Genomic DNA, 25,145 nt, shown 5'->3' on the forward strand with positions numbered 1-25,145 from the left:
ACGACTCACGGGGAACGGCCGTGCGGGGAAAGCTCCGTTGCCCGGCGGCCCTGGGGGGCCGGCATCGGGACGAGGTGTAACCGTGCCGGGCGGCGACTCATTCCGCCGGGCTCCCGGCCCGTGGGGCTCGGGGGTGCAACGAGGGCGGCCTGGCCGGTGTTCCCGGCGGCTGCCGCTCACCACGACCCAGGGTCGCGGCCGTGCCAGGTATAACGACCCCGAGCCGGCCCGGATTCCGCTGGCCGGGTGACAGCGACCAGCGGACCAACCTCACGAACCGGGCAATCCTTCCCCGACGACCGCCACTCTGCTTGATCCACTCGGGTTTCTCGACCTCGGGGCGTCCGAGTGCCGGGGATACTCCAACATCAGCGAAACCGAGTGGATCAAACCGCCGGCGCGATGATGCGCGGCCTGCGCGCCCCTGGGTGCGTCGGGCGTCCGTGAACCCCCTGCGCCGCCTGCGCGGTTTGCCGGAATTCGCCCCAAGGTCGCACTCAAACCAGGAAAGAGTGCCTTCCGCGCGCCGACGAGACCACTGCAACCTGGATCGAGCAGGATCATGCAGGAAGGCGACCTGCCACCGCGACCGGCGCGACCTGCCGACAACAGCCGTGTCCGTCATCCGCACACTCTCCGGGAAACTGACACCTCACACCGGGCCGAGACAGCACTTCCCCGAGATTGCGCAGTCTTGGACCGCCGAGCGGTGCGAGTGCGACGTCAGACTGTCGGGGGCGACTCCACACCCTCGTCGGCTTTCGTGTCCGTGTCGAGAGCCGCGAGGATCGCCTCGGCGGTCCGCCGGCCCACCCCCGGCACTTCGGTGATCTCCTCGACTGTTGCGGCGGACAGCCTCTTGAGTGAGCCGAAGTGTCGCAGCAGCGCCTTGCGCCGTACCTCACCGAGGCCGGGCACATGATCGAGTGCCGACTCGGTCATCCGCTTCGACCGGCGTTGCCGGTGGAAGGTGATGGCGAACCGGTGGGCCTCGTCCCGGACCCGTTGCAGCAGGTAGAGACCTTCCGAGGTGCGGGGCAGGATGACCGGGAACTCGTCGTCGGGAAGCCAGACCTCTTCCAGCCGCTTGGCCAGCCCGCACAGCGCCACGTCGTCGATGCCCAGGTCGGCGAGGGCCTGCGCGGCGGCAGCGACCTGCGGGGCACCACCGTCGACGACCACCAACTGCGGCGGGTACGCGAACTTCCGCGGTCGGCCGGTGGTCGGGTCGATCAGGACGCCGACCTGCGGCTCGACCGTGTCTTCGGGAGTGGTCGGGTCGTCGGCCGACTCGACTCCGACCTCGCCCGTCTCGGCCCGCGCGTCCAGGTAGCGGGCGAAGCGGCGGCGCAGCACCTCGGACATCGCGGAGAGGTCGTCGGTGGCGCCGCGGACGATGAACCGCCGGTATTCGCTCTTGCGGGGCAGCCCGTCTTCGAAGACCACCATGCTGGCCACCACGTCGGTGCCCTGGATCTGGGAGATGTCGAAGCACTCGATGCGCAGCGGCGAGGTGCGCATGCCCAGCGCCTCGCTGATCTCGTCCAATGCCTTGCCCCGGGTGGTGAGGTCCCCGGATCGCTTCAGTTTGTGCCGGGCCAGCGCGTCCTTGGCGTTGCGCTCGACGGTCTCCATCAGTTGGCGTTTGTCACCGCGCTGCGGCACCCGCAGCGACACCCGGCTGCCCCGGTGGTTGGAGAGCCATTCCGCCAGCGCCTCGGCGTCGGCGGGCAGCTCGGGCACCAGCAACTCCCGGGGCACGTCGGCCTCGCCGTGCTCGCCCCCGTACACCTGGGTGCAGAAGTGGTGCACCAGGTCGCCGGTGGTCAGGTCCTCGGTCTTCTCCACCACCCAGCCGCGCTGGCCGCGAACCCGGCCGTCGCGGACGTGGAAGACCTGCACTGCCGCTTCGAGGGGGTCGTCGGCGAACGCGACCACGTCGGCGTCGGTGCCGTCGCCCAGCACCACGGTCTGCTTCTCCATGGCCCGGCGCAGGGCGGCGACGTCGTCGCGCAGCCGGGCGGCCCGCTCGAACTCGAGCTGCTCGCTCGCCTCGGTCATCTCACGTTCGATCTTGCGGACCATGGTGTCGGTGCGCCCCGCCATGAAGTCGCAGAACCCGTCGACGATGGCGCGGTGTTCGTCGGCGGAGACGGTGCCGACGCATGGTGCCGAGCACTTGCCGATGTAGCCGAGCAGGCAGGGGCGGCCGACCTGGCCGGCCCGCTTGAAGACACCCGCGGAGCACGTGCGGGCGGGGAAAACCCGCAGCAGCAGGTCGAGGGTCTCGCGGATCGCCCAGGCGTGCGAGTACGGACCGAAGTAGCGCACCCCCTTGCGCTTGGCGCCACGCATCACCTGGAGCCGTGGGTATTCCTCGTTGAGGGTGACAGCCAGATAGGGGTACGACTTGTCGTCGCGGTAACGGACATTGAACCGGGGGTCGTACTGCTTGATCCAGGTGAACTCCTGCTGGAGCGCCTCGACCTCGGTGGCGACGGTGATCCAGTCCACCGATTCGGCAGTGGTGACCATCTGGCGCGTGCGCTCGTGCAGGTTCCACACGTCGCCGAAGTAGGAGTTGAGCCGGCTGCGCAGGTTCCTCGCCTTGCCGACGTAGATCACCCGGCCGGTGCCGTCACGGAAGCGGTAGACCCCCGGTAGCTCCGGGATGGTGCCGGGTGCGGGGCGGTAGGTCGAGGGGTCAGCCACGCCAGCAAGCCTAGTCCGCAGCACCGACAGCCCAGCGCAAGCTCTAGATCCACTCGGTTTCCGGGAGATCGGGGTGCCGCACTGTCACGAACACCCCGATCTCCCGGAACGGGAGTCGACCATCCGGCGGGGCCAGCGGCCAGCCCCACCGCGTCAGCGTCAGCGTCAGGCCAGCGAGATCTGGTCGCCGGTGACCTTGATGTCCTTGGGCGGCAGCGGCTTGGTGGCCGGACCGGCCTTCACCGAGCCGTCCTCGATCGAGAACTTGCTGCCGTGGCAGGTGCAGTTGATGGTGCCGCCGTCGACGTTCGACACCGGGCAGTTCTGGTGCGTACAGATCGGGCTGAAGCCCTTGAACTGGCCGGCCGTGGGCTGGGTGATGACCACGCCCTCGGCGGCGAGGATCTTGCCGCCACCGACCGGGATGTCGGCGGTGGTGGCCAGCGACTGGGCGCCCTGCCGGTCGCCGCCACCGGCGTCGCCGGTGCTGGGGACGGCCGGGCCGCCACTGGCGGGGGCACCGCTGCCGCTACCGTCGTCGCTGCCGCAGGCAGCCAGGACGACGGCCGCGCCGACCGCCCCGACTCCGGTGAGCAGGGTGCGACGCGTCTGCGTACCCGGACCGGTCAGCGCCTGATCGTCACTCATGCCTCGCCTCTCTCTAGCCCGCTGCGGCGGCGAAAGCCGGCCACACTTCTCCACACGGGCAACTGTGCCGGATGGTTCATCCGGGCATCTCTCCGACCCAGGAAACCGGGTATCTGTCCGAACCCAGGAAACAGGACGGGGCGGGCTCCGGACCGCCCCGTCCGCGCCACGATCGACACGCACGAACCTGACCGGACCCGCCCCGCGAAGCCCGCCGCAGGCGGACCCGTCCTCGCGGATGCCAGGTCAGCGCGCGCCGGCGGGCACCTTTCGGCTGGCCCGCGCCTTGGTCGTGCCGTTGGCCTTGGCGGCACGGGTGGTGGCGGCGGCCGCGCCCTTGGCCTTGCCGTCGAGCTTGAGCACCTGGCGCAGGAACTCGCCGGTGTGGCTCTCGGCCACCTCGGCGACTTCCTCGGGGGTGCCGGTGGCGAGCACGGTGCCGCCGCGGTGGCCGCCCTCCGGGCCCATGTCGATCAACCAGTCGGCCGTCTTGATCACGTCGAGGTTGTGCTCGATGGTGATCACCGTGTTGCCCTTGTCGACCAGCCCTTCCAGCACCATCAGCAGCTTGCGGATGTCCTCGAAGTGCAGACCGGTGGTCGGCTCGTCGAGCACGTAGACCGTCCGACCGGTGGAGCGCTTCTGCAGCTCGGACGCGAGCTTGACCCGCTGTGCCTCACCGCCGGAGAGGGTGGGCGCGGGCTGACCGAGGCGTACGTAGCCCAGGCCGACGTCGACCAGGGTCTTGAGGTGCCGGTGGATGGCCGGGATGGCGGAGAAGAACTCGGCGGCCTCCTCGATCGGCATCTCCAACACGTCCGAGACGGTCTTGCCCTTGTAGTGCACCTCCAGGGTCTCCCTGTTGTACCGGGCGCCCTTGCAGACCTCGCAGGGGACGTACACGTCGGGCAGGAAGTTCATCTCGATCTTGATGGTGCCGTCGCCGGAGCACGCCTCGCAGCGCCCGCCCTTGACGTTGAAGGAGAACCGTCCCGGGCCGTAGCCGCGTACCTTCGCCTCGGTGGTCTCGGCGAACAGCTTGCGGACGTGGTCCCAGACCCCGGTGTAGGTGGCCGGGTTGGAGCGCGGTGTCCGGCCGATGGGCGACTGGTCCACGCCGACGACCTTGTCGACGTGCTCCAGACCGGAGACCCGGGTGTGCCGGCCGGGCACCAGCCGGGCGCCGTTGATCTGGTTGGCCAGCACCGCGTACAGGATGTCGTTGACCAGCGTCGACTTCCCCGACCCGCTGACCCCGGTGACCGCGATCAGCTGCCCGAGCGGGAACCCGACGGTCAGGTTGCGCAGGTTGTGCTCCCGCGCGCCGTGCACCACCAACTCCCGTGCCGGGTCCTGCGGGCGGCGCGTCGACGGTGTCGGGATCGACCGACGCCCGGACAGGTACGCCCCGGTGATCGACTCCTTGTTCTTCAGCAGCGCGGGCACCGAGCCGCTGTGCACGATCTTGCCGCCGTGCTCACCGGCGCCGGGCCCGATGTCGACGATCCAGTCGGCGACGCGGATGGTGTCCTCGTCGTGCTCGACCACGATCAGCGTGTTGCCCAGCCCGCGGAGCCGGATCAGCGTCTCGATCAGCCGGTGGTTGTCACGCTGGTGCAGCCCGATCGACGGTTCGTCCAGCACGTAGAGAACGCCCACCAGACCCGAGCCGATCTGGGTCGCGAGCCGGATGCGCTGCGCCTCCCCGCCGGACAGGGTGCCGGCCGGCCGGTCCAGGGAGAGGTAGTCCAGACCGACGTCGAGCAGGAACCGCAGCCGGGCGTTGATCTCCTTGAGGACCCGCTCGGCGATCAGCTTCTGCCGGTCGCTCAGCTCGATGCCGGCGAGCAGGTCGGCGCACTCCCCCACGGACAGGTTGCAGACCTCGGCGATGCTCTTGCCCGCGAGGGTGACCGCGAGCACCTCGGGCTTGAGTCGGGCGCCCCCGCACGCCGCGCACGGCACGTCGCGCATGTAGCCCTCGTACTTGTCGCGGGACCACTCGGACTCGGTGTCGGAGTGCCGGCGCTCGATCCACTGCACCACGCCCTCGAAGCCGGTGTAGTAGGAGCGCTCACGGCCGTACTTGTTGCGGTAGCGCACGTGCACCTGGTCGTCGGAGCCGTGCAGGATCGTCTTCTGTGCCCGAGCCGGCAACGCCCGCCACGGGGTGTCGACGTCGAAGTGTTGCGCCTCGCCGAGCGCCTCCAGCAGGCGCAGGAAGTATTCCAGGTTGTGCCCGGTGGACCAGGGCTGGATGGCACCCTCGCGGAGGCTGCGCTCCGGGTCGGGGATCAGCAGCTCCGGGTCGACCTCCTTCTTGGTGCCCAGGCCGGTGCACTCCGGGCAGGCGCCGTACGGCGCGTTGAAGGAGAAGACCCGGGGTTCGAGATCCTCGATGGCGAGCGGATGGTCGTTGGGGCAGGCCAGGTGCTCGGAGTAGCGGCGTTCCCGGTCCGGGTCGTCCTCCGGAAGGTCGACGAAGTCGAGCAGCACCAGGCCGCTGGAGAGACCCAGGGCGGCCTCGACCGAGTCGGTCAGCCGCTGCTTGGCGCTGGGCTTGACGGTGAGCCGGTCGATCACCACCTCGATGGTGTGCTTCTCCTGCTTCTTGAGCTTCGGCGGCTCGGTCAGCGGGTGCACCACGCCGTCGACGCGGGCCCGGGCGTAGCCCTTGGCCTGCAACTCGGCGAAGAGGTCGACGTACTCCCCCTTGCGGCCCCGGATGACCGGCGCGAGCACCATGAACTTGGTGCCCTCGGCCATGGCGAGGACCCGGTCGACGATCTGCTGTGGGCTCTGCCGGGAGATCCGCTCGCCGCAGACCGGGCAGTGTGGCTCGCCGATGCGGGCGAAGAGCAGACGCAGGTAGTCGTAGACCTCGGTGATCGTGCCGACGGTCGAACGCGGGTTGCGCGAGGTGGACTTCTGGTCGATCGAGACGGCGGGGCTCAGGCCCTCGATGAAGTCGACGTCTGGCTTGTCCATCTGGCCGAGGAACTGCCGGGCGTACGACGAGAGCGACTCGACGTAGCGGCGCTGGCCCTCGGCGAAGATCGTGTCGAAGGCCAGGCTCGACTTGCCCGACCCGGACAGCCCGGTGAACACGATGAGTGCGTCCCGGGGCAGGTCGAGACTGACGTCACGCAGATTGTGCTCGCGCGCGCCACGGATGATCAGTCGGTCGGCCACAGTGCGTGTACTCCCGGGAGAAGACGAAGCGAAGAATGTGTCCCGCTCTGGGTGATTTGAGCGGTCGTACGGGCGCGGGAACCACGCCTCGGCAACTCTAGCCCCGAGGTACGACACTTTCCCTCGCCCGCACATTCCCCCAGCTCAGCCCGGTCGGCCGCACCAGACCACAGCCCGCAGCCGCCGCCGGACCACAGCCCGCAGCCGCCGCCGGGCGGCAGCCCGCCGACCGCGCGGAGCAGAACGCTCAACGCGACCGGCGGGACCCGGCGAGCCCGTACCCAGCCGTTGCCCCGGCCACCACCGGAGGCGAACGACCGGAGAGCCCGGTCAGTAGCCGCCGGGCGTCGGCGGACGGGCCGTCCGGCGTCGGGCCGAGCGCCAGCCGCCGCGCCGTTCCGCCGCCACCCGCGCCTCCCGCCGTCGGCTCTCGTGGGCCACCTCGCCCTGCAGGCGCCGCCAACTCTCCCAGCGTCGGGTGGACAGTTCGCCGGTGTGCAGCGCCTCACGTACCGCGCAGGCGGGCTCGCCGTCGTGCCCGCAGTCGGCGTACCGGCAGCCCTCGGCCAGCCCGGCGATGTCGGCGAACGCCCGGTCGAGCCCGGCCGCGCCGTCGAGTAGGCCGACCGCCCGCACACCGGGCGTGTCGATCACCGCACCCCCGCCGGGGATCGGTACGAGTGCCCGCCACGTGGTGGTGTGCCGACCCTTGCCGTCGACCCGGCGGATCGCCTGCGTCGGCATCGTCACGGCGCCGGCCAGGGCGTTGACCAGGCTCGACTTGCCGGCGCCGGAGGGCCCGAGCAGGCCGAGCGTGCGGCCCGGGGTGACCTCGGCGCGCAACGGGTCGAGCCCGATGCCCCGCTCGGCGCTGACCGGCAGCACCGGCACTCCGGGGGCGACCGCGGCGAGTTGGCGGGCCAGCGCGGCCGGGTCGGCCGCGAGGTCGACCTTGGTCAGTACGACCAGCGGCCGGGCGCCGGACTCGTGGGCCAGGGACAGCAGCCGTTCGATCCGGCCCACGTCCGGCTCGGGGTGCACCGGCTCCACTACGGCAGCGGCGTCGAGGTTGGCGGCCAGCACCTGCCCGCTGGCGTCCTTGCCGGCGGTACGCCGGACCAGCGCGCCCCGGCGCGGCAGCACCCCCTCGACGGTGACGCGACGGTCCGGCCAGTTGGTGAGCAGAACCCAGTCCCCGGCGCAGGGCAGGGCGGAGGGATCCCGGGTGGCGGCGGCCAACACCGCCCCGCCCAGGCTGGCCCGGACCGGGCCGGACGCGGTGAGTACGGTGCAGACCCCCCGATCCACCCGGGCCACCCGACCCGGGTGCTGCTCGGGGCGTCGCTCGGCGTACGCCGCTCGCTCGGCGTCCCAGCCGAGGGCGGTCAGGTCGATCGTCATGGCATCCTCATCGGTGTCGAAGCTGGTGATGGCGGAACACGCGTGCCACGTCCGGCATGATCACCACCTCCGTCCGATGTCCCGGTGCCGCGTCTGCCGCTGACGGTAGGTCGCGCGTCGACGCGCCGAAAGCGATTTCCCCGGCGACGCCGCGACGGCGGACCGCTAGGGTCGACGGGTGACCACGGATCCGCTGTTGCTGATGGGCGAGGTGGACGCGGCCACCAGCCGTCTGCTGCGTACCGCCGCTTCCTTCGACGACGCGGACCTGGCCGCCGCGTCGCTGCTGCCGGGCTGGACGCGCGGCCACGTGCTGGCGCATCTGGCGCGCAACGCCGACGGCTTCGTCAACCTGCTCACCGCGGCGCGCACCGGCCAGGCCCTGCCGATGTACGCCTCGCTGAAGGTCCGCGCGACGGACATCGAGACCGGTTCGGGCCGTCCGCCCGCCGAGCACCTGGACGATCTGCGGCGCAGCGCGGACCTGTTCGCCGAGGCGGTCGCGGCGATGCCGGCCGAGGCGTGGGCGGCGACGGTGCAGGCGCGCATGGGCCCCTGGCCGGCCGCGCTGCTCGTCTGGGGTCGCCTGCGGGAGATCGAGGTGCACCACCTCGACCTGGCTGCGGACTACCGGGCCGCGGACTGGTCGGACACGTTCGCCCACCGGCTGCTGCGCGAGGCGGCCAGCCACCATGCCACGCGGCCGACAGCGCCGGCTATGGTGCTCCGCCTCGACGGCAGTGAGCACGAGGTGGTGATCGGCGACCGGGACGGCGCCCCGATCGTCGCCGGTCCGGCCCCCGACCTCGCCGCCTGGCTGATCGGCCGTGCCGACGGCGTAACGCTCTCCGTCACCCCTGACGGTCCCCTGCCTACTCCACCGGAATGGATCTGAAAACGTCATGACATACAGCGGAGACGTCACGCACGGCGGAGCGCCGGCGGTACGCGAGCTGGACGGGCTCACCATCAGCAAGCTGTCGGTGGGCCCGATGGACAACAACGCCTACCTGCTGCGCTGCACGAGCACCGGTGACCAGGTGCTGATCGACGCCGCGAACGAGGCGCCCCGGCTGCTGGAGCTGGTCGGCGACGGCGGGCTCACCGCCGTGGTGACGACCCACCAGCACATGGACCACTGGGTGGCGCTGGAGGAGGTGGTCGCCAAGACCGGCGCCCGGGCACTGGTGCACGCCGACGACGCTGCCGGGCTGCCGATCGAGGCGGAGCATCTGTCCGACGGCGACACGGTGTCGGTGGGTGACTGCGTGCTGGAGGTCATCCACGTCAAGGGCCACACCCCGGGCTCGATCGCGCTGCTCTACCGCGACCCGGCCGGCACCCCGCACCTCTTCACGGGCGACAGTCTCTTCCCCGGTGGCGTGGGAAACACGGACAAGGACCCGGACCGTTTCGCGGCGCTGATCGACGACGTCGAGCACAAGCTGTTCGACCAACTGCCGGACGACACCTGGTTCTACCCGGGCCACGGCAAGGACAGCACCCTGGGTGCCGAACGCCCCGCCCTCCCCCAGTGGAAAGCAAGAGGCTGGTAACACCCCAACAAAAGAACCAAACGCCGACAGAGAACCACCGAAGATCAAACCCCACCGGCGGGGCGCCACGAACAGACGCAGGCCAACCACAACGGGGGCGGGGCCCGCCGTGCCCGGCGCAGGGATCAAGCCTGACCGCCCGGAGCCGGGCACGGCGGGCCCCCGCCCCACCACCGCAACCACCGACAACCACCGACAAAGCACTAACCAAGAGCAAACAGCCGCCGCCGCGCCCCCAGCAACACGACGGAAGCCAGCACCAACCCGACCGCCATCGTGATCAGCAGCGGGCTGGGCGCACCGGGCAGCAACCCGGCGAGGGACCGCGACGCGGTGCCCAGCGCGAGGTAGAGACCGGCCCAGGCGGCCGCGCCGAGCGTGGCGCAACCGAGGAATCGACGGTACGACATCCGCAGCCCACCGGCGGCCAGCGGAAGCAGCGCGTTGAACACGGGCAGGAACGGGGCGACGACCATCATCCGGCCGCCGCCGCGACGCAGGATCCCCTCCGCCGCCGCCCAGCGCGTCTCGCCGATCCAGCCGCCGACCCGGCTGCGTCGTAGCTGCTCGGCGTAGCGGCGGCCGACCAGGAAACTCAGCGACCAGCCGGCCAGGCAGCCGACCAGGACGGCGGCGAAGGTGGCCAGCCCGGTGGCCGGGCGACCCACCCCGACGGCGGCGAGGATCGCCACGTCACCGGGGACCAGGACACCCAGCAGGGGTACGGCATCGAAGAGCATGACGAGCCCGAGCGTGCCCATCAGCAGCAGAACGGGCAGTTCACCGATCTGGGCCAGCCATTGCGTCATGCCTCGTACGCTATGGCCGCCGCGCCACTTCGGACATCCGGTTGCAGCCCCCAGCCACCCCTGGGTTCCGTCTCGGGGTCATCCCTGAGGCGGCGCCGGCACTCAGACGGGTCGCAGCACCTGCACCCGGCGTAGTGACGAGTCGACCGACGGTTCGGTGGTGGGCACCGGATAGTCGGCGAGCACCGTCAGTCGGTCCGCCGGCAGGTGCTCCCGGCCGGGGTCACCGACCAGCACCTCGGCGCCGGCGGCGGCGATCCGTTCCAGGAACGGCAGCATCCGGTCGGCCATCGCCCGGTCGTAGAAGACGTCCCCGGCGACGACGAGGTCGGCCTCCGCGTCACCGCTGTCGAGCAGGTCGTCCCCGACGGCGTCGACGGCGACCTGGTTGGCGCGGGCGTTGAGCGTGACGGCGGCGACGGCGTACGGGTCGATGTCGTTGGCGATCACCTGGGTGGCGCCGGCAAGTGCGGCCGCGATGGCGACCAGTCCCGACCCGGCGGCGAGGTCGAGCACCCGGCGACCGGCGGCCAGCTCCGGGTGGTCCAGGAGGTGTCGGGCCAGAGCCTGGCCTCCCGCCCAGGCGGAGGCCCAGTACGGCGCCGGCAGGGCGTGTCCGGCGCTGGCCTCCATCCGAGCCCACCAGACGATGGCGTCCTCGGCCAGGTGCAGCCGCACCTCGGGGACGAACGGGGTGGGGACCAGCCGGAGCCGGTCCAGGCCGGCCCCGGGAGCGTCGATCTCGCGCTCCAGCTCGGTCAGCGCGTTGGCTGCGGCACCCGTCATCGGCGCAAGCATGCCCCAGCGACGGGGGGTCGGGGCGGCTTTCACGTGCCGCCGCGCAGAGTTCACCCGAAGACCTACGGCACTTCGGCCAGCAGATTGGGGTTTTGCCCGTTACTGTCGAACAGGTACGGGCGATCATCGGCCAGAGGCCGAGGGTCAGCCGCTTTGAACAGGGAGAGATGCATGGCAACCGGCACGGTTAAGTGGTTCAACTCGGAAAAGGGCTTCGGCTTCATCGAGCAGGACGGTGGAGGGCCGGACGTGTTCGTCCACTACTCCGCCATCGCGACGAGCGGCTACCGGGAGCTCAACGAGGGCCAGAAGGTCGAGTTCGAGGTGACCCAGGGGCAGAAGGGTCCGCAGGCGGACAACGTCCGCCCGATGTAGCTCCGTGCCGGTGGCGGCGGCCGGTCTCCGGCCGCCGTCGCAGCGCACTCAAGACGCCGCCGGGGCGGCGGGCAGGTCCCGCCGCCTTCGGAGTGGCCCGATCAACAGGATCAACGGGGTGACCGCCTGCCAGGCGGTCATCACGACTATCGCTGTCCCGACGCCGTAGCGCGCCCCGATCGCACCGGCCAGCACGGCCGCCAGCGGGATGGTGCCGTAGTTGAGCAGCTGCATGCTCACCGTCACCCGGCCCAGCACGTGGTGCGGCGTGTAGGTCTGCCGGAAGGCCCCCTTGACCACGTTGCCGATCGCCACGCCGAGGCCGATCAGCAGACCGCCGACCGCCGGCCAGGTCAGTCCGATGCCGGGCGCGGCGAGCGGGATGAGCAGTGCCGGCGGGCCGGCGAGAGCACCCCCGATCAGCAGGGCTCGTGCGCTGCCGCAGCGCCGGGCCACCCTGGTGGCCACCAGGGCCCCGATGATCCCTCCGGCACTCATCACCCCGACCAGCGCACCGATCAGACCGGGTTCGAGGCGCAGTTCGCGGACCAGGAAGACCACCAGGACCGCCTGGTAGCCGCTCAGCCCGAAGTTGCTGGCCGCGCCGAAGGCCGTCAGCACCCGCAGGTACGGGTCCCGGACGACGAAGCGCAGCCCCTCGGCGATGTCCTGACGCAGTGACCGGGACCGGTCCGCCCGGCGTACGCGCGGTTCTGGCGTGCGGATCCGCAGCAGCAGGGCCGCCGAGGCGAGGAACGTGAGCGCGTCCAACACGAGGGCGGCGACGGCACCGGTGAGCTGGGCGATCAAGCCGGCGAGGCCGGGCCCGACGACGTAGCTGGCGGTCTGCGTCGCCTGGAGCTTCGCGTTGCCCTCGGGTAGTTGCTCGGGCCGCAGCAGCACCGGCAGGTACACCTGGTCGGCGGTCTCGAAGAAGACTCGCGCGGCACCGGCGCTGAGAGCGACCACCAGCAGTTGCGTCACGGTGAGCCGACCCAGCACGGCGGCCAGCGGCACACTGAGGAACGCCACCGCGCAGAACAGGTCGCACACCACCATCACCGAGCGACGGGGCAGCCGGTCCACCCACGCGCCGGCGGGCAGGCCGATCAGCAGCCAGGGCACCCAGGCGGCGGCGGTGAGCACCGCGACCTGGAAGGTGGCGGCGTCGAGGACGGCGACCGCGACCAGTGGCAGCGCGACCGTGGTGACGTTGCTGCCGACGCTGCTGACGGCCTGGCCGGCCCAGAGCAGCCGGAAGTCGCGGTGCCGCAGCAGCCCGCCGGCCGTGCGGACGGGCGTCGGGCCACTGCGGGTGGCGGTGGTCACGGTCGGGCCGGTACACCGTGGACGAACACGAAGACGGGCTGGCGGTCGGCGTCGTCGTCGGGCAGGTCCCGGTTGGCCCAGCGGGCGAGGAGGTCGATCACCTCGCGGCTCAGCTCGGCCAGTTCGCCGGGCGTGAGGTGCAGCCAGTGGTCGGTGGAGAACGGCGCGTCCTCCCAGGCGGCCTGGGTGGCCTCGTCGGTGGCGTGCCACGCGCGGGCCAGGGCGACGTGCCGGTCGAGGTTGAGCGAGGTGGCGGCGTCGGCGACCACCCGGGCGGCCGGGTCGTTGTCGAAGTCGGTGTTGGACCAGCGCAGTCCTCGGGTGACCAGCCGCCACCACCGCTCGCGCCGGTCGCGGGCCAGCTCGGGCGCCTCGGTGACCAGGTCCGCGGCGGCGAGGACCTTGAGGTGGTGGCTCACGTTCGCCGGCGCCTGGTCGGTGCGCTCGGCGAGCAGACCGACGGTGGAGGGGCCGTGCACCTTGAGCACGTCCATCAGGCGGCGGCGCAGCGGGTGGGCCATGGCGGCCAGCGCCCGCGAGTCGGTGATCTGGCGTACGTCGGGACTCTCCATGGGGGCCACGATGCCACTCGCAACAACTGTTGCGCAATAAGTATTGCCCAACAGTTGTTGCGGAAATGGGAGGAGGGGCGGCTCGGCGGCTACGGGCCGCCCCTCCGCTCAGGCGACCAGCCGGCGGGCCAGCTCGTCGGCGACCTGTTTGGCGATGGTGGGCGGAATGGCCGCGGCGATCTTCTCCGGCGTCAGCGAGGCCAGCACACCCTGGACGATCGCCGCCTCGTCGGTGAAGTCCTTCCCGGCCAGTGCGTTGAGCGTGGTCTGCAGGGCGGTGAGCTGCTTCGTCATCGCCTGCAGGTTCCAGTTGCCGGTCACCGGGGCACCGGTGTCGTCCCGACCCTCCGCCAAACGGGTGTAGATCTGCCCGATCGGGTTTCGGCCGTCCAGCACGGTGAGGTTCGTGTAGACGGTCGCCAGCCAGTTGTGTTCTTCGGGGGTCATGTCGTCGTCCTCCAGGAGTCCGATGGAGCTGAGATAGCGGCGGAACAACGGCCGCTGGTCGCGGCCCGCCTTGATGGCGTCACGGAAGAAGCTGAAATGGGTGTGCCAACGGTGCGAACTGTCGCCGGTGCTGCGCTTGCCGAGGCGGTCCCACCGCCGCACCGTGCTGCCGTCGGGGCTGTAGATGATCTCGCGGATGTCCCGGGTGTCGGCCGCGTTCGCCGCGCACTGGGCCACGCACCAGACCGAGAAACTGGCCATGGTGTGCGTACGACCCCCGGAGCGGACCTCGAACTGGCCGACATCCAGCGCCGCCGCGTCGAGGGTCAGTCCAGCGCGGTCCCGGGGTGACTCGACCACCGAGTAGTCGTTGGGGACGACCCGGTCTGATCCGCAGTGGTAGCCGCCCCGGTGGGCCGAGTCGCCGACGATGCCGACCTCCGCCGGCTCCAGGTCGTCCGGGCCGGGGGCGTTGTCGAGGTGGGTGAGAAGCAGACTTCGAAGGGCCAACAGGTTTGCCGGGGCCCGGGTCATGGGGTCCCCCCTCTCAATCGGGCGGGGACCGGGCACGACGTCACACCGCGTACGCGGTGTTGGGCTTTGGGCGAGCCCGGTCTGCTGGTGCACGGCGCCGGGCGTTGACTCAACCATAGCCCGCGTTTCCGGTGAATGCCCAGCTCAGACCGGCTCTGTTCAGATTGGAGGTTCGGCCGGGGCAGAGTGGACAATCGGCAACAGCAGTGCCGAGGGATGCGGGGGGTCATGCAGAACCTGCCGCCAGCCGGCACGCAGCGTCACCGCCGTGCCGAGGGGTTCGCCGGTGCCGGGGTTGCGCGCCCAGCGCGGGTGGGCGCCGCCGGCGACCTGCACCCGCAGTCGGTGTCCGGCGGCGAACCGGTACGCGGTCGGCCAGAGCGGCACCGGCACCCGCCGCACGCCGTCAGGGTCGGTCGGAAAGTGCTCGGGGGTGACTCGCACCAGCCCGTCGCACACGTTCCACGAGCGCCCCCGACGGTCCACGTCGCACAGTCGAACGAAGACGTCCAGGTGCGGCAGCTCGGCGCGGACGTGGATCTCGGCGCGGACCGGGCCGATCACCTCGACCGGGCCGGTCAGTGGGGCGCTGGTGTAGGTCAGCACGTCGGGGCGGGCCTCGACGTGCCGGTTGTCCACCGGGCCGGCCCGCTGGGCGACGAGCAGCGGGCCACCCGCCGACGGGGTCGGGTCGGCCGGGTCGTACCGGAACTCGTCCGGCGCCGACTCGACCGGCGGGCGCGCCGCCAGCTCACCACCCGGATGCAGGTGCCACGCGGTCTGCACCGCCGGGGGCGGCCAGTCCGGCAGGTTCCGCCACCCGCCGCCGGGACCGCCCACGTACAGCCGTACCGGGGCGCAGACGTGGCGTTGCGGGCGTCGGCCCGCCGGTTGCGCGGCCGCGAGGTGCTCGTCCAGCCAGGCCAACCCCTCCCGCAGGGCGGCCACGAACAGTCCGGGGCTGCCGTGCGTCCACGGGCCGATCACCAGGCGCGGCTGCGCTCCGGCGGCGCGCAGGGTGGCGTAGTCGTCGAGCTGGGCGGGCAGGAAGATGTCGTGCCAGCCGGTGACCATGGCCACCGGTGCCCGCACCCGGGCCACCCGGTCGGCGAAGACACGGGTCCGCCAGTAGACGGCGTCCGGGTCGTGGTGGCGCAGCCACTCCTGGAAGAACGGAATGGTCACGCCGGTGGCCACCCGGTCGGCGTCCACCAACGGCAGGTGCCGCAGCGCGGCGGCGAGCCGGGGTTGCCCACGCTTGAGCTCCCACTGCCGGGCCAGCCACGGCACGGTCTGCGCGTGCAGCAGCTCCGCCCAGGTCAGCACCGTGTCCAGCGCGAAGGACTCCCCCGCGTACGTCGAATCCCGGGTGGCCGATGCGGTCACCACGGCGACCATCGCGCGGAGGTCGGCGTCGGCGTCGGCGGCCAGCGCCCACTGCGCGAAGCCCTGGTAGCTGACCCCGAACATGCCCAGCTGGCCGGCCCACCAGGGTTGCCGGCGCAGCCAGTCCAGGGTGTCCACTCCGTCGTCGCGCTCGTGGACGAGCGGGGCGAAGGTGCCCCCGGAGCCGTCGGTGCCCCGGCAGGACTGGATCACCGCATGCAGGCCCCGGGCGGCGAGCAGCCGGCCGAGCAGCCGCAGCGGTCCACCCCGCCCGTACGGGGTGCGGATCAGGACGGTCGGCGCGCCCCGGGCCGCCGGGGCGTAGTGGTCGGTGCGCAGCACCACACCGTCGCGGGCCCGGACCGGGATGGCGCGGGTTAGCCGCACCGGACCGGGACGGGTCGGTGGCAGCCGGAGCGCGGCGGCAGCGAGGCGGGCGACGAGCCGGTCCGGCACTTCTCAGCCCGTCGGGCGGCGGGGCGGCTCGGGACGGGCGGCGCGTACCGCGTCGCGGTGCTCGCGCAGCGACTCGCCCATCTCCGCCATGAACCGGTGCACGATCTCCAGCTCGTCGTCGCCGAAGCGGTCCATCACCGTGTCGGTACGCGCGCCCAGGGGCTGGAAGAACGCCATGGCCAGGGCGGCGCCCTGGTCGGCGTAGTGCAGCAGCACCTTGCGCCGGTCGGCGGTGTCCCGGTCCCGCCGGATGTGACCGGCCCGTTCGAGCCGGTCGATCAGGGCGGTGACCGAGCCGGAGGAGAGGTTGAGGTGCTCGCCGAGGCGGCCGGGGGTGATCGGCTCACCGAGCAGCTCGGCGTCCATCACGGCGATCAACGCCTGCAGGTCGGTCGGGTTGAGCCCGTGCAGGTTGGCGAAGGCGTGACCGACCTGCTGGGCGTCCGCCGCGTACCGCCGGAGGTTGTTGGTGATCTCCGCGACCAGCTGCTCGCGGCGCGTGTCGCGCCGCCGGTACATGCCGTGAGTCGCCACCTCGCGTCGCTTCCCCCGTCGTCGGTCCTCGGGTTGCAGCATAGAACAGCCGCCGATAATCTCGCCTATCAAGATACTCGACTTCCGAAGGACCCCGAGGTCACCCTGATGTCTGTGTTCACCAGAGTCGCCCGAGGCCGGTTGGCCGCCTGGCTCACCGTGGCCGCGGCGATCGTCGTCGCCGCGATCGTGTTCGGGACACCCCAGCCGGACAACCCGGCACCGGTCTCGGCCACCGGCCTGTCCGCGCAGTGGCAGTCGACCCAGGTGCAGCGCCTCCAGGACCAGCTGCCCACAAGCGACGTGCAGCCGGCCATCGTGGTGGTCAGCCGCAGCGACGGCGGCGCGCTGAGCGAGGCCGACCGGGCCGGTGTCGACGCCCGCGCCGGCGACCTGCGCCGCTTCGCGGCGGGCGGGCAGGTCAGCCCCGCCCAGGTCTCCCCGGACGGCACTGTCGCCCTGGTCGCCGTGCCGGTCGACACCGCAGGCGGGCAGGAGGCCGTCACCGCGACGGTGAGCGAGCTGCGCACCGCGCTGGCGGACCTGCCCGCCGGCCTGACCGCTGACGTGACCGGTTCCCCCGCCTTCACGGCCGACCTCTCCTCGGTGTTCGACGGCGCCGACGTCACCCTGCTCGCGGTGACCGCCGCCGTCGTGGCGGTGCTGCTGCTGATCACCTACCGCAGCCCGTTCCTGTGGATCGTGCCGCTGGCCGTGGTCGCGGCGACCGAACAGATCACCCTGCGCGCGGTGGACACCCTCGTGCCGGCCGTCGGCATCAACCTCCAGCAGGGCCAGGTCACCGGCATCGCCAGCGTGCTGGTCTTCGGCGCCGCCACCGACTACGCCCTGCTGCTCATCGCCCGCTACCGGGAGGAGTTGCGGCGTGCGGAGGATCGCTTCGCGGCGATGCGCGCCGCGCTGCGCCGAACCGCCGAGCCCATCCTGGCCAGCGGCGGCACCGTGGTGCTCGGCGTCCTCACCCTGCTGCTCAGCGAGCAGGAGACCAACCGGGCACTGGCGGTGGCCTGCGCCACCGGTGTGGTCTTCGCCATGCTCTCGGCCCTGTTCGTGCTCCCCGCCGTCCTGGTGCTGTTCGGCAGGGGCCTGTTCTGGCCGTTCGTCCCCCGCGTCGGTGGCCCGGCCCGGGAGGGTCGGCTCTGGGGGCGGCTCGGCGCCGCCGTGGAACGCCGCCCGGTGGTGGTCGCCGTGCTGGCCACAGTGCTGCTCGGCGGTCTGGCCCTGGGTGGTCTCGGGATCCGCACCGGCCTGTCCGAGACCGAGCAGTTCCGGGCCCAACCCGAGGCGGTGACCGGCGCGCAGACGCTGGCCCGGTCGTTCCCCGCCGGCAGCACGCAACCCGTGGCCGTGCTCACCACCCCCGCGGCGGTGCGGGCGGTCACCGCCGCCGCCGCCGCCGTGCCCGGCGTCGCCTCGGCGCGCCCCGGCGACGTCGGCGAGGCCGTTGCCCAGGTCGACGTGGTCCTGGACGCCGAGCCCGGCACCACCGCCTCGGACCGCGCGATCGAGGCGCTGCGCGAGGCGGTGGCCGCCGTTCCCGGCTCCGCTCCCCCGGCCGCCGCCGGCGCGGACGCGCCCTCCGGGGCGATCGTCGGTGGCTCCGTGGCCGCCACCTACGACTCCGACGAGGCCAACGACCGCGACCTACGACTGATCCTGCCGATCATCCTGCTGTTGGTCGGCGCGGTGCTCGTGCTCCTGCTACGCGGGCTGCTCGCACCGTTGCTGCTGGTGCTCACCGTGATCGCGTCGTTCTTCGCCAGCCTCGGCGCGGCGTGGCTGCTCTTCGACCACGTGTTGGACTTCCCGGCGCTCGACAGCGGCGTCCTGCTGCTCGCCTTCGTGTTCCTGGTGGCGCTCGGCGTGGACTACAACATCTTCCTGGTCACCCGGGCTCGGGAGGACGCGCGCAGCGTGGGCACCCGCGAAGGAATGCTCTCCGCCCTTCGGGTCACCGGTGGAGTGATCACCAGCGCCGGGGTGCTGCTCGCCGCGGTCTTCGCAGTGCTCGGCGTGCTGCCGCTGATCACACTGACCCAGATCGGCATCATCGTCTGCATCGGCGTCCTGCTGGACACCCTGCTGGTCCGCACGGTCGTGGTGCCGGCCCTGGCGTTCCTGCTCGGTGAGCGCTTCTGGTGGCCCGGCCGGATCACCCGCGACCCCGTGCCGGCCACCCCGAGGTCACCGGAGCCACTCGCCACTCACGACTGAGCGACAGGTGCGACGGGGGCCGTGGCGGTGCCGTCACGGCCCCCGTCGACGTCAGTAGTCCAGGCAGACGCACTCGGACATCAGCGCACGCACGTTGCGCACGTACGACGGGTTGGGGATGGCCAGCGGCTCACCCTCCTGCGCCACCGCCCCGTGCCCGAAGTTGTACGCGGCGATCACCGCGTTGAGCAGGCAGGAATTCAGCTCCGAGGTGCACAGGGCCGGGTCGAGACGGAAATCCGACTCGAAGTACATGTCGCCGATGTACTTCGTCGTCCAGGCCAGGTACGTGGCGCCCAGGTAGGCGTTGTCCCGGTAGGCGTCGATCTCGTAGCTCTTCTCGAACCGCTGGTTCATCCAGGTCGCGGTGCCCGGCATCACCTGCATCAGCCCGACGCCGCCGTCGCAGGCGTAGATGTTGGACTGCCAGCCGCTCTCCTGCCAGGCGGTGGCCTTGAGCAGGGCGAGCGGGATCTTGATGTCCGGCGCGGAGGACGGCCAGTAGGTGCGGGCGGCCGCGTCGGTCAGCGCCGCCTTCACCTCGGCCCGGGTCGCCTGGGTGCCCTTGTACGTCGGCTTGCAGGAGGTCGGCGCCGGCTTCGGTGGGGGCGGCGGGACCTGCGTCTCGGTGGGCGGCTTCGCCACGGCGAGGGGCTTCGGCGCAGTGCGGGTCGGCTTCTTCGTGGGCTTCTTCGTCGGCGTCGGGGTGGCACTGGGGCTCGGTGCGGCACCCATCGACTCCACCGCGCTCACCGACGGGCTCGGCTCCCCGGTGGCCTCGTCGGCGGGGGCGTCGTTCGGCGCGTCGGTGAGCGCCACCGGAGCCGCCTGGTCCTGCGGGGTCTCCCCCTTGGCGGCGCAGCCGACCAGCACGTTCGCCAACAGGAAGCCGGCGAGCACCGCGGCGCCCAGCCGGCTGGTCCGTCGAACCATGCCCTTGCCTCCCCCGTGTGATGGTCGCCGCACCCTAGCAAGGTTCGACCGGGCGGCGGTGCCCCTGCGCCGGCGGCACGGCCTGCTCCGCGGGCTGCTCCAGCTCCCCCACCGCCCGGTCCCGGGTGGCCCACGCCACCATGAACACCACTGTCCACAGCACGCCGAGCAGCACCGCGGCGGCGGTCCCGCTCGCCGTGTCCAGGCCCAGGTAGAGCCGCGCGCCACCGATCCCCAGCACCCCCGCCGCGGCGGTCGTCCAGGCGGCCACCGCCACCGGCCAGCGGGCGGAACGGGACACCAACCAGGCCAGGGTGCAGAGGCTCGCCGCGACGACGGCGTTCTGGGTCGGCAGCGGGGCCGACCCACCGCCGCCGTGCGGCCCGGTCAGTTCGGCCACCACGGCCAGCACCACCAGCGGCACGAACGCGCCCACCGTGCCGACCACGCTGAGCAGGTCGGTCCGCCAGGGCCGACTACGCCACGCCAACACCGCCGCCACCAGCGCCACCAACAGGATCAACACCGACCCTCGTACCACCGACACCAGGACCGTCGTGACGTCGGCGGCATCCGGGGTACGCCGGGCGGCGAACCAGCCAGCGATGGCGCCGTCCAGCGCGGCCAGGCCGCTGTTGCGCACCGCCACGGCGAGTAGGCCGGCGATGGCGAGCCCGGCGACGAAGAGCAGCAGGAGCCCGGCGGCCAGATTGAGCAGCAGCGTCCACGCCGGCCCGATCCGCATGGCCACCAGGAAGAACAGCACCCCGTAGCGCGCCGTGAGCCAGCGCACCGGGGGTAACGCACCAGCCCGGGACAGCAACGCGCGAACCGGGTCGGGGTTGCGACCCAGCCACCGACCGGCGAGCACCACTGCCAACAGGCCGGCCAGCAGCACCAGCGCCGCGCCGGTGGCCCGACCGAGCAGCCGGGAGACCGTGTCGTACGACTCACCGGCGAGGTGACCGAGCAGGACCGAACCGCCCACCCAGGTCACCACCCCGGCCAGGTTCCACAGCACGAACCGCCGGTACGGCATGCCGGCCGCACCGGCCAGCCGGGGCACCAGGGTGCGGGCGAAGGCCACCCAGCGGGCCGCGAACACCCCCCGCCCTCCGAGCCGGGCGAGCATGGCATCGGCCCGGCCCCACCGCTCGGGCCCGACCCGGTGACCCAGCCCGGCACGCAGCCGGGGGCCGTACCGCCGTCCGGCGCGGAAGGCCAGCCCGTCCCCGACGACCGCCGCGACGATCATCGCGAGCAACGCCGGCCCGAGCCGCAAGGTACCGTTGTAGGTGAGGAAACCGACCAGCAGCAGGGTAGCCTCACCCGGCACGAGCAGGCCGAAGATCACCGCGGTCTCGCCCGCCACGATCAGCGCGGCGACCAGGTAGATCCACAGGGTGGGCAGACTCTGCACCCAGGTCAGCAGGTCGTGCACTCAGGCCCCCGGGACACGGGAGCCAGCATGCCAGCCGGGAGAACCACCGGCACAGCAGTTTCACCATAGATCAGGGGCACCTGGGGGTGACCCCGACGCGGCCTGCGCGAGCGCAGGCGGAAGGATAGAGGGTATGCAGCTTCGCACCGACCTCCGCAACGTCGCCATCATCGCTCACGTCGACCACGGCAAGACCACCCTGGTCGACGCCATGTTGCGGCAGGCCGGGGCGTACGGCGCCCGGGGCGAGAACACCGAGCGGGTGATGGACTCGGGTGACTTGGAGCGGGAAAAGGGCATCACGATCCTCGCCAAGAACACCGGCGTGCGCTACCTGCCGGCGGACGGCTCCGACCCGGTCACCATCAACATCATCGACACCCCCGGCCACGCCGACTTCGGCGGCGAGGTGGAGCGCGGCCTCACCATGGTCGACGGCGTCGTGCTGCTCGTCGACGCGAGCGAGGGCCCGCTGCCGCAGACCCGCTTCGTGCTCCGCAAGGCGCTGCGGGCCCGGATGCCGATCATCCTGGTGATCAACAAGGTGGACCGGCCCGACGCCCGGATCAAGGAGGTCGTGGACGACACCTACGAGCTCTTCCTCGACCTGGACGCCGACGAGGAGCAGATCGACTTCCCGATCGTCTACGCCTGCGCGCGCGACGGCATCGCCTCGCTGACCCAGCCGGCCGACGGCTCGGTGCCCGACGACAGCACCTCCCTGGAGCCGCTGTTCCGCACCCTGCTGGACACCATCCCGGCACCCGCGTACGAGGACGGCGCTCCGCTGCAGGCGCACGTCACCAACCTCGACGCCTCGCCGTTCCTCGGCCGGCTGGCGCTGTGCCGGGTCCGCCAGGGCACCATCAGCAAGGGTCAGACGGTGGCCTGGTGCCGCACCGACGGCAGCACCCAGCGGGTCCGCATCTCCGAGATGCTGATGACCGAGGGCCTGGAGCGCAAGCCGGCCGAGACCGCCGGGCCGGGCGACATCATCGCGGTCGCCGGCATCTCCGACATCATGATCGGCGAGACCCTCGCGGACCCGGAGAACCCGGAGCCGCTGCCGCTGATCACCGTCGACGAGCCGGCCATCTCGATGACCATCGGCACCAACACCTCGCCGCTGGTCGGCCGGGTCAAGGGCTCCAAGGTCACCGCGCGGATGGTCAAGGACCGGCTCGACAAGGAGCTGATCGGCAACGTGTCGCTGCGGGTGCTGCCCACCGAGCGACCGGACGCCTGGGAGGTGCAGGGCCGTGGCGAGTTGGCGCTGGCCATCCTGGTCGAGCAGATGCGCCGGGAGAGCTACGAGCTGACCGTCGGCAAGCCGCAGGTGGTCACCAAGGAGATCGACGGCAAGACCTGCGAGCCGGTCGAGCGGCTGACCATCGACGCCCCGGAGGAATACCTGGGCGCGATCACCCAGCTCCTCGCCACCCGCAAGGGCCGGATGGAGCAGCTGGTCAACCACGGCACCGGCTGGATCCGGATGGAGTGGCTGGTCCCGGCCCGCGGCCTGATCGGCTTCCGCACCGAGTTCCTCACCGACACCCGGGGCACCGGCATCCTGCACCACGTCTTCGAGTCCTACGAGCCGTGGTTCGGCGAGCTGCGTACCCGCAACAACGGGTCGTTGGTCGCCGACCGGGCCGGCGCGGTCACCGCCTTCGCGATGATCAACCTGCAGGAGCGCGGCCAGCTCTTCGTCGAGCCGACCACCGAGGTGTACGAGGGCATGATCGTCGGGGAGAACTCCCGCTCCGACGACATGGACGTCAACATCACCAAGGAGAAGAAGCTCACCAACATGCGGGCGTCGACCTCCGACGAGACGGAGAAGCTGATCCCGCCGCGCAAGCTCTCGCTGGAGCAGGCGCTGGAGTTCTGCCGCGAGGACGAGTGCGTCGAGGTCACCCCGACCGCGGTGCGCATCCGCAAGGTGGTGCTCGACCAGCAGCAGCGGGGCCGCGCCGCCGCCCGCCGCAAGCACGCCGGCTGACCCCACCAGCACCCGGCACCGGGCGCGTCGGCCGCTTGCGGCCGGCGCGCCCGTCCGTTTCCCACCGGGGGTACGCGGGCCCGCCCGACCCGCCGCCGCTGATCCGCTACGGTCACCGGCATGACCTGGGATGATCTCGACGCCCACCTGGACCGGGTGCCCGGCACCGTCTCGGCGTACGTGGGCCGACTCGACGCGCCACCGACCTGGACCCGCCACCCGGACGCCGCCCACTACGCCGCGAGCACCATGAAGGTGGCGGTGCTCGCCGCGCTGCACCGGGCCGCCGAAGCCGGCGACCTGGACCTGGACGCCCCGGTCCCGGTGGTCAACGAGTTCGACTCCGCCCAACCCGGTGCGCCCCGCTTCGCCTGCGCACAGCCCTACGACAACGACGACGCGGTCTGGGACCGCCTCGGCGGGACGGCACCGCTGCGGTGGCTGGCCGACCGGATGATCGTGCGCTCCAGCAACCTGGCCACCAACCTGGTGATCGGGCACGTCGGGCTGCCCGCGCTGGCCGAGGTGTGGGCGTCGACCGGTGCCCGCAACAGCGTGACGGGTCGTGGCATCGAGGACTTCGCCGCCCGCGAGGCCGGCATCACCAACACGGTCACCGCCGCCGACCTGGCCACCCTGCTCGGCGCGCTCGCCTCCGGCGCCAGCACCCCCGGCCCACTCGCCTCGCCCGCCGCGTGCACCGCCATGCTGGACGTCCTGTTCGCCCAGGAGCACCGTGAGGACCTGGCCGCCGGTCTGCCCGAGGGCACCCGCATCGCGCACAAGAGCGGCTGGGTACGCGGAATCCGGCACGGCGCCGGAGTCGTGCTGCCCGACGACGCCCCGCCGTACCTGATCGCGGTCTGCACCACCACGGACCCGGACGACGGGGTCGAGGACGACGCCTGCCTGCTGGTCGCGGACATCTCCGCGCGGGTCTGGGCCGCCCGCCACGACCTCTGACCCGATCTCAGGACGAGCCGGTCACTCCAGCAGTTGCGCCCGCAGCGCCCTGACGTCGCCGTCGGTCAACCCCAGCCCGTCCCGCAGGTACGCGTCGAACGAGCCGTGCACCCGACGTACCTCGTCGTAGCCGGCGTCGAGGTACTCGGCGCGTACCTCCAACACCGGCAGCACCGCGTCGACGTCCAGGTCGGACTGTCGCCGTCGCATCGCCTCGACGATCACCGCGCGCAGGCTGTCGGTCAGCTCGTTGTTGCGCAGGTAGTCGGCGCGGATCGCCGCCTCGTCCACCCCGAGCGCCGTCAACAGGATCACCGTGAGCCAACCGGTGCGGTCCTTGCCGGCGGAGCAGTGGTAGACCATCGGCAGGTTCTCCGGCTGCCCAGCCAGCCGGACCGCCTCGGCGAAGCCGATCCGGGCCGACTCCCCGGTGACGAACCACCGGTAGATGGCCGCCATCGCCCCCGCCGTCCCCTGCCGGGCCAGCTCCGCGTACGCGTCCAGGTCGTGGCCGAGCAGCACCGCCGAGACGTACGTGAACACCGGGTGCTCCGGGTCGTGCACCGGCAGGCACACCAGCCGTGGCTCACCGGCGAGCCGGTCCGCCGGGGCGACCGCGATCTCCGAGTTGTCCCGGAGGTCGACCACGCACGCCGGCGCCAGCTTCGCGAGCACCGGCAGGTCCTCGTCGGTGAGCCGACCCAACGCGGGAGTACGGATCAACTGCCCCACCCGGACCCGCCGTCCGTCCGCGCCGACGAGCCCGCCCAGCTCTCGCGCGTTCGGTGCGCCCACCAGCTCCCAGCCCTGCCCGGTCATCCG

At 71.9% G+C, this 25,145-nt stretch carries 20 protein-coding genes; 6 read left to right on the top strand and 14 right to left on the bottom strand.

Annotated features, from left to right (window positions below; translation table 11 throughout):
- Positions 1–723: 723 nt before the first annotated feature.
- From uvrC to rsgA, 4 genes are all read right to left on the bottom strand, one after another.
- Complete coding sequence (uvrC, locus tag O7614_RS23725; RefSeq protein WP_278140671.1) at positions 724–2,712, bottom strand: excinuclease ABC subunit UvrC; 1,989 nt, start codon at positions 2,710–2,712, stop codon at positions 724–726.
- Between the two features lie 165 nt (positions 2,713–2,877).
- A complete protein-coding gene (locus O7614_RS23730) occupies positions 2,878–3,360 on the bottom strand; it encodes a Rieske (2Fe-2S) protein (protein WP_278140672.1) in 483 nt (160 codons plus the stop codon).
- Positions 3,361–3,606: 246 nt separating this feature from the next.
- Positions 3,607–6,552 carry an excinuclease ABC subunit UvrA gene (gene uvrA, locus O7614_RS23735; RefSeq protein ID WP_278140673.1) on the bottom strand — a complete coding sequence of 982 codons (2,946 nt, stop codon included), beginning with the start codon at positions 6,550–6,552 and terminating at the stop codon, positions 3,607–3,609.
- 330 nt (positions 6,553–6,882) lie between these two features.
- Positions 6,883–7,953 (bottom strand): ribosome small subunit-dependent GTPase A, encoded by a 1,071-nt coding sequence (rsgA, locus tag O7614_RS23740; protein WP_278140674.1) that lies wholly within the window; start codon positions 7,951–7,953, stop codon positions 6,883–6,885.
- Positions 7,954–8,131: 178 nt separating this feature from the next.
- Here rsgA and O7614_RS23745 point away from each other — a divergent pair, with 178 nt between their 5' ends.
- Both O7614_RS23745 and O7614_RS23750 read left to right on the top strand, forming a co-directional pair.
- Positions 8,132–8,848 carry a maleylpyruvate isomerase family mycothiol-dependent enzyme gene (locus O7614_RS23745; RefSeq protein ID WP_278140675.1) on the top strand — a complete coding sequence of 239 codons (717 nt, stop codon included), beginning with the start codon at positions 8,132–8,134 and terminating at the stop codon, positions 8,846–8,848.
- A 7-nt stretch (positions 8,849–8,855) separates the two neighbouring features.
- Entirely contained in the window at positions 8,856–9,509 is a 654-nt protein-coding gene (locus O7614_RS23750; protein ID WP_278140676.1) for an MBL fold metallo-hydrolase, read from the top strand.
- 203 nt (positions 9,510–9,712) lie between these two features.
- Here the strand turns inward: O7614_RS23750 and O7614_RS23755 are convergent, their stop codons facing one another.
- Together O7614_RS23755 and O7614_RS23760 are read right to left on the bottom strand one after the other, a co-directional pair.
- On the bottom strand, positions 9,713–10,318 hold the full coding sequence (locus O7614_RS23755) for a VTT domain-containing protein (RefSeq protein ID WP_278140677.1): 606 nt from the start codon (positions 10,316–10,318) through the stop codon (positions 9,713–9,715).
- A 102-nt stretch (positions 10,319–10,420) separates the two neighbouring features.
- Positions 10,421–11,104 carry a 50S ribosomal protein L11 methyltransferase gene (locus O7614_RS23760; RefSeq protein ID WP_347404372.1) on the bottom strand — a complete coding sequence of 228 codons (684 nt, stop codon included), beginning with the start codon at positions 11,102–11,104 and terminating at the stop codon, positions 10,421–10,423.
- Positions 11,105–11,287: 183 nt separating this feature from the next.
- On the opposite strand from O7614_RS23760, the gene O7614_RS23765 reads away from it, so the two are divergent.
- The gene (locus O7614_RS23765) at positions 11,288–11,491 is read left to right on the top strand and encodes a cold-shock protein (RefSeq protein WP_007072071.1); all 204 of its coding nucleotides are present in this window, start codon (positions 11,288–11,290) and stop codon (positions 11,489–11,491) included.
- A 48-nt stretch (positions 11,492–11,539) separates the two neighbouring features.
- Here O7614_RS23765 and O7614_RS23770 read toward each other — a convergent pair whose 3' ends face one another.
- The 5 genes from O7614_RS23770 to O7614_RS23790 form a co-directional block, all read right to left on the bottom strand.
- Positions 11,540–12,820 carry an MFS transporter gene (locus tag O7614_RS23770; RefSeq protein ID WP_278140678.1) on the bottom strand — a complete coding sequence of 427 codons (1,281 nt, stop codon included), beginning with the start codon at positions 12,818–12,820 and terminating at the stop codon, positions 11,540–11,542.
- Positions 12,817–13,392 carry a metalloregulator ArsR/SmtB family transcription factor gene (locus O7614_RS23775; RefSeq protein ID WP_278140679.1) on the bottom strand — a complete coding sequence of 192 codons (576 nt, stop codon included), beginning with the start codon at positions 13,390–13,392 and terminating at the stop codon, positions 12,817–12,819. The genes O7614_RS23770 and O7614_RS23775 overlap by 4 nt, the downstream gene beginning before the upstream one ends.
- A 108-nt stretch (positions 13,393–13,500) precedes the next feature.
- Positions 13,501–14,373 (bottom strand): hypothetical protein, encoded by an 873-nt coding sequence (locus tag O7614_RS23780; protein ID WP_278140680.1) that lies wholly within the window; start codon positions 14,371–14,373, stop codon positions 13,501–13,503.
- 159 nt (positions 14,374–14,532) lie between these two features.
- The gene (locus tag O7614_RS23785) at positions 14,533–16,215 is read right to left on the bottom strand and encodes a CocE/NonD family hydrolase (RefSeq protein ID WP_278140681.1); all 1,683 of its coding nucleotides are present in this window, start codon (positions 16,213–16,215) and stop codon (positions 14,533–14,535) included.
- A 3-nt stretch (positions 16,216–16,218) separates the two neighbouring features.
- Positions 16,219–16,734 (bottom strand): MarR family transcriptional regulator, encoded by a 516-nt coding sequence (locus O7614_RS23790; protein ID WP_278142355.1) that lies wholly within the window; start codon positions 16,732–16,734, stop codon positions 16,219–16,221.
- A 123-nt stretch (positions 16,735–16,857) separates the two neighbouring features.
- Between O7614_RS23790 and O7614_RS23795 the strand changes: the two genes are divergently transcribed.
- Entirely contained in the window at positions 16,858–18,984 is a 2,127-nt protein-coding gene (locus O7614_RS23795; protein WP_278140682.1) for an efflux RND transporter permease subunit, read from the top strand.
- Between the two features lie 51 nt (positions 18,985–19,035).
- On the opposite strand, the gene O7614_RS23800 is transcribed toward O7614_RS23795, so the two are convergent.
- Both O7614_RS23800 and O7614_RS23805 read right to left on the bottom strand, forming a co-directional pair.
- Complete coding sequence (locus O7614_RS23800; protein WP_278140683.1) at positions 19,036–19,917, bottom strand: lytic transglycosylase domain-containing protein; 882 nt, start codon at positions 19,915–19,917, stop codon at positions 19,036–19,038.
- Positions 19,918–19,951: 34 nt separating this feature from the next.
- Positions 19,952–21,358 (bottom strand): DedA family protein, encoded by a 1,407-nt coding sequence (locus O7614_RS23805; RefSeq protein ID WP_278140684.1) that lies wholly within the window; start codon positions 21,356–21,358, stop codon positions 19,952–19,954.
- 133 nt (positions 21,359–21,491) lie between these two features.
- Here O7614_RS23805 and typA point away from each other — a divergent pair, with 133 nt between their 5' ends.
- Positions 21,492–23,360, top strand: coding sequence for a translational GTPase TypA (typA, locus tag O7614_RS23810; protein WP_269683185.1), 1,869 nt, complete (start codon positions 21,492–21,494; stop codon positions 23,358–23,360).
- 120 nt (positions 23,361–23,480) lie between these two features.
- Positions 23,481–24,323, top strand: a complete 843-nt coding sequence (locus tag O7614_RS23815; RefSeq protein WP_278140685.1) for a serine hydrolase — start codon at positions 23,481–23,483, stop codon at positions 24,321–24,323.
- 21 nt (positions 24,324–24,344) lie between these two features.
- Here the strand turns inward: O7614_RS23815 and O7614_RS23820 are convergent, their stop codons facing one another.
- Positions 24,345–25,142 carry a tyrosine-protein phosphatase gene (locus tag O7614_RS23820; RefSeq protein ID WP_278140686.1) on the bottom strand — a complete coding sequence of 266 codons (798 nt, stop codon included), beginning with the start codon at positions 25,140–25,142 and terminating at the stop codon, positions 24,345–24,347.
- Positions 25,143–25,145 lie beyond the last annotated feature (3 nt).

This window comes from Micromonospora sp. WMMD961, from assembly GCF_029626145.1.
Taxonomy (GTDB): Bacteria; Actinomycetota; Actinomycetes; order Mycobacteriales; family Micromonosporaceae; genus Micromonospora.